This is a genomic window from Actinomycetota bacterium (assembly GCA_035540895.1).
In the GTDB taxonomy this organism is placed as follows: Bacteria; Actinomycetota; JAICYB01; order JAICYB01; family JAICYB01; genus DATLFR01.
The window spans coordinates 1-12442 of the sequence record DATLFR010000089.1 but is presented as its reverse complement, the minus strand read 5'-3'; the positions used below and the strand labels follow the sequence as shown (position 1 = coordinate 12442).

Here is a 12442-nt window from a genome sequence, read left to right as displayed (position 1 = left end):
TCCCCAGCGCGGCGAGCGAGAACAGGAGGGACGAGCCCCCGAAGCTGACGAGCGGGAGCGGGACGCCCGTGATGGGCAGGACCCCGGTGACGGCCCCGATGTTGATGAGCGCCTGCACCGAGATCCACCCGATCACGCCGGCCGCGAGCAGGAACCCGAATGGGTCGGAGGACCGGCGCGCGATGCGGATCCCGACGACGGCCACGACCCCGAACAGCAACAGCACCGTGAGCGTTCCGGCCAACCCCGTCTCTTCCCCGAGGATCGCGAAGATGAAGTCGGTGTGCGCGTTCGGGAGGTACATGTACTTCTGCCGGCTGCTCCCGAGGCCCATCCCGAAGAGACCTCCCGAGCCCAGCGCGATCAGACCCTGAGCGGCCTGGTACCCGCCGTCGAGCGAGTTCGTGTCGGACTGGAGGAACGCCATGAACCTCTGGAACCGGTAACCCTCCATCAGCATCACCGGGAAGCCGGCCACTATCCCGGCCAACGTGAGGGTGCCGAGGAACTGCGCTCTCGCGCCGGCCAGGAACGCCATCAGCATCGCGGACCCGGCGATGATCACCGTGGTGCCGAAGTCGGGCTGGGTCAGCACCAGCACGCAGGTCACCCCGACCACGGCCAGGTGCGGGACCATCACGTGGCGCCAGTCGTCGAGCAGCGGCAGCTTCCGGGACAGGACGTCGGCCCCGAAGACGAGGAGGACCAGCTTCGCCGTCTCCGAGGGCTGCAGGGAGAGCGGACCGATGGACAACCACCGCGAAGCCCCGTAGGCCTCGGACCCGATGCCGGGGATCACCGTGAGGATGAGCAGGAACCAGATGACGGGGACGGCGATGTAGCTCCATCCACGCAGTCGCCGGTAGTCGATCCGCCAGAAGGCGAGCATCGCCGCGAACCCCAGCGACGCCCACAGGAACTGCTTCGCGAAGATGGAGAACGCCGAACCCGTGGAGGCGGCGGCGACCGCGCTCGACGCCGACAGCGTCATCACGAGTCCGATGATCGTGAGGGCGGACGCCGCGAGCACGAGGGTCACGTCGGGGCGGTCCGCCACCTCGCCCGTGCGGGCGCGGAGCTGCGCGGTCCGTGCCTGGGTCGCGCTCACCTGTACACGCCCCCTGCCCCTTCCGTGAAGCGCCGCACGGCCTCCTGGAACGCCTCCCCCCGCTCCGCGTAGTCGCGGTAGCGGTCGTACGACGAGCAAGCCGGTGAGAGCAGTATGGCGTCGCCGGGGCCGGCCATCGAGGATGCGAGCTCCACCGCCTCCTCCATCGACGCGGCCTTCAGCACCGGTACGGACGTCGCCCGGAAGGCAGCCTCCACCTCCGGCCCCGCCTCGCCGATCGCCACGACCCCGGCGAGCCGGCCGGCCTCCCGGGTGAGCTCGGACAGGTCGAGCCCCTTGTTGCGGCCTCCCGCGATCAGGACGACCCGGTTGAAGCTGCGGATGGCCGCGGCCGCGGCGTGCGGGTTCGTGGCCTTCGAGTCGTCCACGTAGAGGACATCGCGGTACCGGGCCACGGTCTCCACCCGGTGCCGGTCCGGCGTGAAGGAGCGCAGCGCCTCGCCGACGACCGGGGAAGGCACGCCGTAGGCGATCGAGGCGGCGGCGGCGGCCAGGCCGTCCTCGACGAACGGCGCTCCGAGGTCGGCGAGCGGGCCGAGGGGGCCGATCTCGTCCACGTCGTCGGAGCCGATCCTCGCGTACATCGCCGGGCCGTCGGTCCAGACGGCGTCGCCCCCCCGGACGGGCTCCCGGGCGAACGCGATCCGCCTCGGTCCGGACGGCGGGGCGAGCTCGGCGAGGTCCGGCTGCGCGGCCGGGTGGACGAACCAGTCGTCCGGGGTCTGCCTGGCCGCTATGCGGCCCTTCGCCTCTCGGTAGGCGGCCAGGGAGCCGTGCCAGTCGAGGTGGTCGGGGGCGATGTTCGTGATCACCGACACCACCGGGTGGAACGACTCGCAGAAGTACAGCTGGAACGACGACACCTCGACCACGAACGCGTCCGCGAAGGGGTGTTCGAGGGCAGCGGTGACGAACGGTCGCCCGATGTTGCCGCACACGACCGCCTCCCGCCCCTCGGCGCTCAGGATCGCGCCGATCATCCGGCACGTCGTCGTCTTGCCGTTCGTCCCCGTGACGGCGACGACCGGAGCACTCACGGAGCGGAAGGCGAGCTCGATCTCGGAGATGACGGGGACGCCCGCCTCCGAGGCGCGGACCAGTAAGTCCGAAGAGGGGCTGATGCCCGGCGAGGGGACGACCAGGTCGGACGCGTCGATCCAGTCCCCCGCCCGGGCGTGGCCTCCGAGCTCGATCTCGGCTCCCCGCGCGCGCAGCTCGTGGACCCGGGGGTCCGCGTCGAGGTCGGGGCGAGAGTCCGATGCGCGGACCAGCGCTCCGGCCTCGAGCAGCGCCTCGGCGACGGCCAGTCCGGACCGGCCGAGGCCGAGCACGAGGACCCGGCTGTCCTTCAGCTCGGGGCTCATACCTCCAGGCCCCCGCGGGCGAGGTACTCGAGGTAGAAGAGGGCGAGCCCCAGCCCCGAGAGCAGCGCCGCGATGAGCCAGAAGCGGACGATCACCGTGAACTCGGCCCACCCGCGCAGCTCGAAGTGGTGGTGCAGGGGGGCCATGGCGAAGACGCGGCGGCCGCCGAACAGCCGGTACGAGACCACCTGAACGATCACCGAGAGCGTCTCCACCGCGAAGAGGCCGCCGATCACGACTAGCAGGAGCTGGGTGCGCGTCATGAGGCTGAGCGCGGCCAGCACCCCGCCCAGCGCGAGCGACCCGGTGTCCCCCATGAAGATCCTGGCGGGAGCGGCGTTCCACCAGAGGAACCCGATGCACGCGCCCAGGAAGGCGGCCGAGACCACCGCCACGTCGAGGAGCCGGGGGTCGGTGAAGGACGCCCCGCGGGCGCCCAGGTACAGGCCCGGGTGGCGGGCCATCCAGTACCCGATGATCGTGAACACGAAGAAGGCCATCGCCGAGGCTCCGCTGGCGAGCCCGTCGAGCCCGTCGGTGAGGTTGACGGCGTTGGATGTCCCGACGATGAGCAGCAACACCCAGCCGGCGAAGACGATCGGCGGCAGCATCTCGAACCAGGCGAGCGCGAACCCCCTCCAGGTGATCTGGCTAGGCACGTCCCCCCACGTGATCGCGCCGTAGACGAGCGCGCAGCCGGCTATCACCTGTCCGGCGACCTTGGCCCGCTTGTTCAGCCCCAGGGAGCGGCGGTGCCTGATCTTCGTGAGGTCGTCCATCGCGCCCAGCAGGCCGAGCGCCCACCCCGCGCCGAGCACGAGCCCGGCCTGGGGATGCATCCGCGTGAGCGAGAGGCTGAACCCGGAGAGCCGCACATGGGAGAGCACGTACCCGATGGTCGCCGCGATCAGGAGCACGAGTCCTCCCATGGTCGGGGTCCCGTGCTTCACGAAGTGCGCGGCCGGACCGTCCTCTCGGATCAGCTGCCCGACCCCGCGCGCCCGGAAGAGCTCGATGAGCCAGGGCGTCCCCACCAGGGCGAACGCCATGGCTATCGCGGTGGCGACCAGCAGTCCCTGCATCTACCGCGCCACCCCGCTCGCCGTCAGCAGGCGCGTGACCCGCTCGAGCCCGGTGACGCGCGACCCCTTCACCAGGACGACGGCCCCGGCGGGCGCGGTCCGGATCAGCTCGGCGGCCTCCCGCGCGTCGTCCACCCTCGTCGCGACACCTCCCGCCCCCTCCGCGATAAGCGCTGCGCCCGACCCGACCGCGGCGACCACCTCGAACCCCAGGGCGGCCGCGATCCGTCCGATCCGACGGTGCTGCTCGTCCGCCAGGGGTCCGAGCTCGGCCATCTCGCCGAGCACCGCCCAGGCCGGCCGGTCTCCCGCCATCTCCATCACCGTGCGCAGGGAGGCTGGGACCGAGGTCGGGTTGGCGTTGTACGCGTCGTTCACGATCGTCCGCCCCTCGATCTCGTGAACCTCCATGCGCCACGCGCTGGTCGGCGCGTGCGATATCGCCTCGGCCGCCGCATGGGGGTCGGCCCCCATCTCCACGGCGACCGCGAGCGCCAGGGCGCCGTTGCGCAGCAGGGGCCGGCCGGGAAGCGGGACGCGGAGCCGGACCTCGGACCCGCCCGGGAGATGGACGGTGGCGGTCGGACGTCCGACCGGGTCGACGGCGACGTCGCTCAAGCGCACGTGCCCGCCGGGGCCCACCGTCCGGACCGGCGCGGAGGTCCGGGCCGCCATCACGTGCAGGTACTCGTCCATCGCCGGGACGACCGCCACCCCGTCGGGCGGGAGGGAGGCGAGGAGCTCGCTCTTCGTGGACGCGATCGCGTCGCGGGAGCCGAACACCTCCACGTGGCTCCAGCCGATGCCGGTGATCACACCGATCCGCGGAGCGACGATCTCGCACAGGGCGGCGATCTGGCCGGGAGCCCGGGCCCCCAGCTCGCAGACGAGGATCTCGGCGTCGTCCGGGCAACCCAGGACGGTCAGAGGGACCCCCAGCTCGGCGTTCTGGCTCGCCGCCGTGGCGTGGACCCGGAACCGGGAGCGGAGCGCCGCCGCGAGGAGGTCCTTCGTGATGGTCTTCCCGGTGCTCCCGGTGATCCCCACCACGTGCGCTCCCAGCCGCCGCCGGAGGTCGGTGGCGAGGCGTGCGAGGGCGTCCTCGACGTCGTCCACCACGACGGCTGTGGCGTCCGGGGGCACGGCCTCGGCCCGTTGCACGATCGCGAAGGACGCCCCGGACCCGAGCGCGGAGGCGACGTGGTCGTGTCCGGACCGGACGGCTACGAAGGCGGTGCCGGGCCCGGCCGTCCGGGAGTCGGCGACCACCGTGTCGGCCCCCGCGGCGGCGTCGCCGACGAGCCGGCCACCGGTCGTTCGGGCGGTCTCGCCGGCGGTCAGGCGCGGCATCCGAGCTCCTCGAGCAACTCCCGCGCGACGATCCGGTCGTCGAACGGGAGGGTGCGGTCGGCGAACTGCTGGCCGGTCTCGTGCCCCTTGCCGGCGATCACGACCACGTCACCGGGGCGGGCCGCGGCCAGGGCCTCGGCGATCGCCGCCCGCCGGTCGGTCACCCGCACGAACGGACCCGTCGCTCCCGCCTCCACCTCGTCGAGGATGGCGTCGGGGTCCTCCGACCTCGGGTTGTCGGACGTGAGCACGGCGAGGTCGGCGAGCTCGGTCGCCATCCTCCCCATCAGCGGCCGCTTGGCCCTGTCTCGGTCGCCGCCGCAGCCGAGCACGACGATGACGCGGCCGTCACTGAGCCCGCGCACCGCCTGCAGGACGTTGGCCACCGCGTCGGGCGTGTGGGCGTAGTCGACGAGGACCGCGAACCCCTGACCGGCGTCGACCGGCTCGAGCCGGCCGGGGACGAGCACGTTCGCCGCCCCGGCCGCCACCGCCTCCAGGTCGAGGCCGAGTCCCACCGCGGCGATCGCGGCGGCGCAGCAGATGTTGTGCAGGTTGTAGTGCCCCACGAGATGCGTCTCCACCCGCACCTCCCCCGCCGGGGTCACCAGGTCGAAGGAGGTGCCGGTGCGCGAGGCCTGCAGGTCGCGCCAGGTCACCTCGCCCCGGCTCCCGTAGGTGATGAGGTCCGGTCCGTCTATCTCGCCGGCGAGGCGCTGCCCGTAGGGGTCGTCGGTGTTGACCACGGCGATGGGCGTGTACTCCCGCGTGAACAGGGAGGCCTTCGCCAGGTAGTACTCCTCCATGGTCCCGTGGTAGTCGAGGTGGTCCTGGGTGAGGTTCGTGAACCCTGCCGCCGCGAACCTCGTGCCCCCGACCCGGCGCTGGTCCAGTCCGTGCGACGCCACCTCCATCGAGACGACCTCGCAGCCGCTGGACAGCATGTCCGCGAACAGCCGCTGCAGGTCGACCGACTCGGGGGTGGTCCGGACGGCGGGGGTTCCCGCCCCGGCGACGCGCGTCTCGACCGTGCCGATGAGCCCGGTCCGGCGGCCCGCGGCGGTGGCCATCGCGTCGATCAGATAGGAGGTCGTCGTCTTCCCGTTCGTCCCGGTCACCCCGGCCACGGCGAGTCGCTCCGAAGGCCGCCCGAAGAAGGCGGCCGCCACGTGGCCCATCGCCCTACGGACCGCGCCGACCCGGGCCATCGGCGCCGACGCGTCGACGTCACGGTCGACGAGCAGCGCGGCCGCGCCCGCCCCGAGCGCCTCGGGGATCAGGTCGTGACCGTCCACCTTCGCCCCCCGGATGCAGCAGAAGAGGTCGCCGGGAGCCACGCGCCGGGTGTCGTAGGAGATGCCGGCGACGGGCGCGTCGCCGGTGAGGGAGGCGTCCGTCCCGGAGGCGTCGAGCAGGCTTCGCAGCGTCCAGTCCATGAGGTGGCCGGGATCGGTAGACGGACCGGGGATATGCCCCGGGGGCCCGGCGCCGGTCATCGTAGCACCGCCCCGTCGGGGCCGGATCCTCCTCCCGCCGGGCCCGGACCGTCGATCAGCCGCTCGGTCTCCCTCCCCGCCGTGCGGACCTGGGGGTCGGGCTGCGCCTCCCTGGTCGGCTCGGCGGGAGGGATCCGCAGGATCCGGACGGCCGCCTGGCCGACCTCCCGGAAGACGGGCGCGGACACGATCCCGCCGTAGTAGGGCGAGGGCTCGTCCAGCGTGACCGAGATCACTATGCGGGGGGCGTCCGACGGGAAGAACCCGATGAAGGAGGCCATGTACCCCTTGTAGCCCCCGCCGGGCTGGACCTTCTGCGCGGTCCCGGTCTTCCCGGCGACCCTGTACCCCTCGATCCGGGCCCGGGTGCCGGTACCGTCCTCGACCGCCGAGGTGAGGATCTCCCGCAGGACGGCGGAGGTCTCCTCGGAGACGACCCGGACCGCGCGGCCGCGCGAGGACCGGTGCAGCTCCCCCTCCGCGTCCACCCAGCCGGACACGAGCGAGGGCTGCAGCGAGACACCGCCGTTCGCCACGGTGGCGAAGACCTTGGCCAGCTGCAGGCCGGTCGCGGACACCCCCTGCCCGATGGCCATAGTCGGCAGGGAAGTGCTCCAGCGGGTGGCGGACGGCAGGATCCCGGCCGACTCGCCCGGGAACCCGAGCCCGGTGGGCTGTCCGTAGCCGAACAGCGACATGTAGCGCTCGAGCCGTTCCGCTCCCAGCGCCTGCGCGACCTTGATCGTCCCGACGTTGGACGACTCGGCGATGATCCGTTCGAAGGTCATCGTCTTCGGGGCGTGCTCGTGCGCGTCGGAGAAGACGCGCCCGGCCAGCCTGATCGTCGAGGCCACCCCGTAGGTGCTCTCGCGGGTGACCACTCCCTCCTCGAGGGCCCCGGCGGCGGTGATCACCTTCGAGACGGAGCCCGGCTCGAACACGTCGGTGACCGCCCGGTTGCGCGTCGCCCCCTCCTCGACCGTGGAGAGGTCGTTGGGGTCGAAGGTGGGCGAGTTGGCCATGGCCAGGATCTCGCCGGTGCGCGGATCGAGCGCCACGACCGAGCCGCCCGCGGCGTCGGTCTCCTCCACGGCCTTCCGGAGAGCGCGCTCGGCCGCGAACTGCAGCTCCCGGTCGATGGTCAGGACGAGGTCCGCGCCGGGGACGGGCGGCTTCTCGTGGAAGACGCCCTGGGCGATGCGCCGGCCCTTCGGGTCGAGCTCCACCTGGCGCCACCCGGCCTGGCCCCCGAGCATCTCCTCGAACGTCGACTCGAGCCCTGAGAGCCCCTTCGCGTCGGTACCCACGAACCCCATGATGTTGGCGCCCAGGGGCCCGCCCGGGTAGATGCGGCGCGCCTCCTCGACCAGCCCGATGCCGACCAGGTCGAGCTCCTCGACCCGGCGGGCGGCGTCCACGTCGACGCGCCGGGCTAGGTACACGAACCCCCTGTCCTTGCGCTCGAGGCGGGAGGTCAGCTCCTCTACGTCGAGCCCGAGGATGGGAGCCAGCGCGCGGGCCACCCCGGCCGGGTCCGTGATCTGCTTGGGGTTGGCGAAGATGGTGCGGGCGGGGATCGATATGGCCAGCTCGCGCCCGTCGCGGTCGTATATGGCCCCTCGGCGAGCCGGGAGCTCGATGTGACGCAGGCGCTGCTGCTTCGCCTTGGCCGAGAACTCCTCGGCCTGGACGGCCTGCACGACGGCGAGCCGGAGACCGATCGCGAGCAGGAGGATCAGGATCAGCGCGAGCATCGCCGAGGCGCGCCTGCGGGCCCCCAGGTGATGCATCTAGCCTCCCGTCGTGAGCAGTCTCTTCGAGTCGTAGGGCGCGGCCCGGACCTCCGGGTCCGGCAGGTCGGTCGGGGCGGGGAGGAAGACCGGATCGGCGTCGGACGTCATGCCCATCTCGGCGGCCGCCCGCTCCAGCGAGGAGGGGGAGGAGAGCTCGGCCAGCTGCGCGCGGAGGAGCACGTACCGCTCCTCGGCCACCTTGAGCTCCGATTCGATGCGCGACATCCGGTACCCCTCCTGGCCGAGGTAGGCCTGGAGCGCGGCCACCGCGAACACGGCCAGGACGAGCACGACCGCGAAGGGGAGCGTGGCTCGCCGACGCGCGCCGCCGGGGATCACCCGGAGGTGAGGCGCCGTGCGCGGGGACGGCGAGCGCCTGGCCCGGGTGGCCACTACCGCCCACCCCCCATCGGACGACGGGCGGCCGCCCGCAGCCTCGCGGAGGACGCCCGCGGGTTTCGCTGGACCTCCGCCTCCGAAGGCAGGACCGCCCCCCGCGTCAGGACCTGGAGCACGCCCTCCCCGGAGGTCCCCAGGCCGGGGAGCGGCGCGTCGGGGTCCGACGAGGAGGCGAAGAGCCTCTTGGCCATCTTGTCCTCGAGCGAGTGGTAGGAGAGCACGACGATCCGCCCGCCGGGAGAGAGCAGCCCGATGGACGAGCGCAGCACCCGCTCCAGCCGTCCGAGCTCGTCGTTCACCTCTATCCGCAGGGCCTGGAAGGTCCGGCGGGCGGGATGTCCGGCCTTGCGGGCGGGAGCCGGGTAGGCGTCGGCCACTATCCCGGCCAGGTGCGCGGTGGTGCGGATCGGACCGCGGCTGCGGGCCTCGCCGATCGCTCGGGCGATCCGTCGCGCGTACCGGTCCTCTCCGTAGGTGCGGATCACCCGCTCGAGCCGGTCCAGGTCGTAGGAGTTGACCACCTCGGCGGCCGAGAGGCGGGAGCCGGGGTCCATCCGCATGTCCAGCGGACCGTCGCGGTGGAACGAGAACCCCCGCTCTGGGTCGTCGATCTGCATGGAGGACATCCCGAGGTCGAGCAGGACGCCGTCCACCTGGTCGACCCCCTGTCCGGCCACGATCCACTCGATCTCGTCGAATGGGGCCTGCACGAGCCGGACCGCGCCCCCCCACGGGGCCAGGTTGTGCGCGGCGAGGTTGAGCGCGAACGGGTCGCGGTCGATGCCTATCAGCGTGCAGCGTCCGCCCACCGAGTCCAGGACCGCCTCGGCGTGGCCCCCGGCTCCGAGGGTCGCGTCGACGTAGACGCCGCCGGGCCGCGGGGAGAGGAAGTGCAGGACCTCCTCGACCATCACGGGCTGGTGGGTCCCCGTCACGAGCGGCCTCCGCTCCGACGGGCGCTCGCCCGGCCGCAGGTCGATGAGGGGCCGCCCGTCCGGACGCCTCTGCCGATCCCGCGGCATGACCCGCATGGCCGCTCCCCGCTTCGTCGTTCGTACCAGCATCCGGACCTCCTCAGATCCCGAGCTGCTCGGCGAACTCGTCCACGTGCTCCTCGACGTCGGACACATGCGTGTCCCAGGCCTCGGCGTTCCAGATCTCCAGACGGTTGCCGGCCGCGACGATCACGACGTCGCGGCTCAGGCCCGCGTACTCGCGCAGCGGCTGGGGGATCGTGAGCCTCCCCTGCCCGTCGACCCGCTCCATCGACGCCTGCGAGAAGAAGAAGCGTGCGAACCGCCGTGCTCGGGGGTCGGTCGTGGTGGGCAGGGACCGGACCTTCTCCTCGATCTCCTGCCACGCCGCCATCGGCCAGACCAGCAGGCACCTCTCGTTCGCCTTCTGGACCACGACCTGGGTGCCCAGCTCGTCGCGGTAGCGGGTCGGGAAGATCACCCGGCCCTTGGGGTCCAGCGAGTGCCTGTGCTCTCCGAGGAACAACCGCTCTCCTCCACACGATCCGCCGCCGTCTCCCCCAGGGGCCCGCGGGAGGCTCCCAGCGGCGCCACCCGGACTCCACCGGGCCTCCTTTGAGCCCCAAGTTGCGCCACTGTACTCCACTCCACCCCACCAAACAACACGGATGATGTTCGGCTTTCGGAACGGGTGTTCGGCGCCGGCCGGCTAGCGCATCGAGAGGGCCACCTCGGCGCCCTCCCAGGTGCCGTCCTCGGCGGACTCCTCGCCCACGTGCAGGGTCACGTCCCCTGTGGGCCCGCGGTCGATCGTGAAGGCGTACCAGCCCCACGTCTCGGACCAGGAGGTCGCGGTGGTGAAGCCGGTCGAGACCTCCCGGCCGCCCTGTTCGAGTCGGTGGACCACGTTCGCCTCGAAGGTGCGCGAGTAGCCGCTGACCGTGAGGGGGTAGGCCGCGGCCCCGGCGCGCGGCTGCAGGACGACGACGCGGTCCGAGGTCGCCGCGGCCGGAGGGACCGGTCCGCCCCCGGGGCGCAGGTCGATCACGATCCGTCCCGGTGAGCCCAGCGTCCTCACGGACACCTCGGCCGCCGAGGCTAGATGGAGATCGACGAACAGGTTCCCTCCGTCGTCGGAGGTGACGACGTACGCGCCGCGGGCGAGGGGTCCGTCATACCTCGCCTCGGTGTGGGCGGGGTCCACGGAGGTCACCCCGGGGAGGTCGATCCGCACGACCCCCGCCTCCCGTATCACGCGAGCCTCGACCCGTCCTGCCTCGCCCGCCCCCAGGTCAACGACGAACCGTTCGCAGCCGTCGTGCGCGTCCCACCGCAGCGCGGAGATGGAGTCGGCGCCACCGGCCCCGGGTTCCACATCGACCTCGCCGTCCTCCGCCCACGGACCCCCCTGCCGGCAGACCGGCGTGGCCGCGGGTGTGGTGCGGGGTGTCGCCTCGGGTTCCTGCGGGCTCGCCGCGCAGGCGGAGAACGCCGACAGCAGGAGCAGGAGCGCGAGCATCCTCTTCATCTCGTCACCTCGTGGTCGGGTGACCACCGTAGCCGTGCCCGGCTCCCGGGCGACGGATCTGGGCGCGGGCCGGCGCCGCGGCGCCGGGTTAGGCGTCCACCTCGTCGAGGCGGCCCGTGTCGACGTCGTAGACGAAGCCCCGGACGACGACCGATCCGGGGATCCACGGGTGGGACCGGACCCTGGACATCTGCGCCCGGACGTTCTCGCCCGGGTCGGGGGACACCTCGACGCGGACGGGGATGCCCGGCTCGACACCCGTCTCGGCGGAGAGTCGCGCCTCCAGGTCCTCCCGCGACGTGAGGACGGCGCACTTCGTGTGGTTCACGACGATGACGCCCTCTGTCCCGCCCAGGTGGTGGGAGGCGATCAACGAGCGCAGGACATCGTCGGTCACGATCCCGCCGGCGTTGCGGATCACGTGCGCGTCGCCGAGGTCGAGCCCGAGCATCTGCGCGACGTCGATCCGTGCGTCCATGCACGCGACGACGGCCAGGCGGCCGGCGGGGGCCACCGGGAGCCCCGACCGCGCGAACGAGTCGGCGTAGGCCGCGTTCGCGCGCAGGGCGGCTTCGATCCTCTCAGAGACAGGTACGTGGTCGCTGGCCATCGCTCCTCCTGCGGTCAGGCTCCCTGCTGGTGCTCGAGGTAAGCCTGCCACTCGGGCTCGGCGCGACCGACCACCATCCGCAGCCAGAAGCCGGGCGGGGGGGCCTTCGGCTGACGGGCCAGGTGGAGGCCGACCTCGTGGAAGTATCTGTTCTCCTTGCGGCCGTTGCATCGCCGGCACGCCGCGACCACGTTGTCCCACGTGTGGGTGCCTCCCCGCGACCGCGGGATCACGTGGTCGACGTTCTCCGCGGGGCGCCCGCAGTACTGGCAGGTGTGGCCGTCGCGCAGGAAGACGGCCTTGCGATTGGGAGCCACGGTCACCCGGCGGGGGACCCGGACGTAGTGACGGAGCTTGATGACGCTCGGGGCTTCCAGGACCACGCTCTCGGACCGGAAGATCGCCCCGTTGTTCTCGAGGACCTCGGCCTTCTCACCGAGGACGAGCACCACCGCCCGCCGCACGGCGACCACGCCCAGCGGCTCGTAGCTCGCATTCAGGACGAGGGCTCTTCCCAAGGTCCATCACCGCCTTGCCGCGAATGATACCGTGCGGCGCCGTCGGGACAGGCGCTGGGGAGGCTATCCGCGGACGGCCTCCACGACCTCGGCGGCCAGGTCGTAACGCCGGAAGGGCGGGCAGATGTAGACCCCCGCCGCCTCCGTCCGGAGCTGCGTCGCGACGTCCACGGCGATGGACACCCCCTCGGCCTCCCCG

The 12442-nt window shown here is 72.5% G+C and carries 12 protein-coding genes; all 12 read right to left on the bottom strand.

The features are described 5' to 3' along the window. Positions 1-1108 (bottom strand): putative lipid II flippase FtsW (ftsW, locus tag VM840_05310; GenBank protein HVL80993.1); only part of this gene is annotated, 1108 nt, incomplete at its 3' end. Beyond that, on the bottom strand, positions 1105-2493 hold the full coding sequence (murD, locus tag VM840_05305) for a UDP-N-acetylmuramoyl-L-alanine--D-glutamate ligase (protein ID HVL80992.1): 1389 nt from the start codon (positions 2491-2493) through the stop codon (positions 1105-1107). The genes ftsW and murD, both read right to left, overlap by 4 nt. Then, positions 2490-3575, bottom strand: a complete 1086-nt coding sequence (gene mraY / locus VM840_05300) for a phospho-N-acetylmuramoyl-pentapeptide-transferase (protein ID HVL80991.1) — start codon at positions 3573-3575, stop codon at positions 2490-2492. Before mraY ends, murD begins: the two co-directional genes overlap by 4 nt. Further along, a complete protein-coding gene (gene murF / locus VM840_05295) occupies positions 3576-4925 on the bottom strand; it encodes a UDP-N-acetylmuramoyl-tripeptide--D-alanyl-D-alanine ligase (GenBank protein ID HVL80990.1) in 1350 nt (449 codons plus the stop codon). Then, positions 4913-6361, bottom strand: a complete 1449-nt coding sequence (locus VM840_05290) for a UDP-N-acetylmuramoyl-L-alanyl-D-glutamate--2,6-diaminopimelate ligase (GenBank protein ID HVL80989.1) — start codon at positions 6359-6361, stop codon at positions 4913-4915. The genes murF and VM840_05290 overlap by 13 nt, the downstream gene beginning before the upstream one ends. Before the next feature lie 56 nt (positions 6362-6417). Then, positions 6418-8211: a penicillin-binding protein 2 gene (locus tag VM840_05285; GenBank protein HVL80988.1), complete on the bottom strand. Its 1794-nt coding sequence runs from the start codon at positions 8209-8211 to the stop codon at positions 6418-6420. Further along, entirely contained in the window at positions 8212-8553 is a 342-nt protein-coding gene (locus VM840_05280) for a hypothetical protein (protein HVL80987.1), read from the bottom strand. 53 nt (positions 8554-8606) lie between these two features. Next, entirely contained in the window at positions 8607-9677 is a 1071-nt protein-coding gene (gene rsmH, locus VM840_05275; GenBank protein HVL80986.1) for a 16S rRNA (cytosine(1402)-N(4))-methyltransferase RsmH, read from the bottom strand. Positions 9678-9687: 10 nt separating this feature from the next. Next, positions 9688-10113 carry a division/cell wall cluster transcriptional repressor MraZ gene (mraZ, locus tag VM840_05270; protein HVL80985.1) on the bottom strand — a complete coding sequence of 142 codons (426 nt, stop codon included), beginning with the start codon at positions 10111-10113 and terminating at the stop codon, positions 9688-9690. 183 nt (positions 10114-10296) lie between these two features. After that, a complete protein-coding gene (locus VM840_05265; protein HVL80984.1) occupies positions 10297-11115 on the bottom strand; it encodes a Gmad2 immunoglobulin-like domain-containing protein in 819 nt (272 codons plus the stop codon). Positions 11116-11203: 88 nt separating this feature from the next. Then, positions 11204-11725 (bottom strand): carbonic anhydrase, encoded by a 522-nt coding sequence (locus VM840_05260; GenBank protein ID HVL80983.1) that lies wholly within the window; start codon positions 11723-11725, stop codon positions 11204-11206. A gap of 14 nt (positions 11726-11739) precedes the next feature. Continuing rightward, positions 11740-12243 carry an HNH endonuclease gene (locus VM840_05255; protein HVL80982.1) on the bottom strand — a complete coding sequence of 168 codons (504 nt, stop codon included), beginning with the start codon at positions 12241-12243 and terminating at the stop codon, positions 11740-11742. Positions 12244-12442: the final 199 nt, after the last annotated feature.

Coding starts and splice junctions, on each gene's coding strand:
- murD (HVL80992.1), bottom strand. CDS start 2,493: ATGAGCCCCGAGCTGAAGGACAGCCGGGTCCTCGTGCTCGGCCTCGGC.
- mraY (HVL80991.1), bottom strand. CDS start 3,575: ATGCAGGGACTGCTGGTCGCCACCGCGATAGCCATGGCGTTCGCCCTG.
- murF (HVL80990.1), bottom strand. CDS start 4,925: ATGCCGCGCCTGACCGCCGGCGAGACCGCCCGAACGACCGGTGGCCGG.
- VM840_05290 (HVL80989.1), bottom strand. CDS start 6,361: ATGGACTGGACGCTGCGAAGCCTGCTCGACGCCTCCGGGACGGACGCC.
- VM840_05285 (HVL80988.1), bottom strand. CDS start 8,211: ATGCATCACCTGGGGGCCCGCAGGCGCGCCTCGGCGATGCTCGCGCTG.
- rsmH (HVL80986.1), bottom strand. CDS start 9,677: ATGCTGGTACGAACGACGAAGCGGGGAGCGGCCATGCGGGTCATGCCG.
- VM840_05265 (HVL80984.1), bottom strand. CDS start 11,115: ATGAAGAGGATGCTCGCGCTCCTGCTCCTGCTGTCGGCGTTCTCCGCC.
- VM840_05260 (HVL80983.1), bottom strand. CDS start 11,725: ATGGCCAGCGACCACGTACCTGTCTCTGAGAGGATCGAAGCCGCCCTG.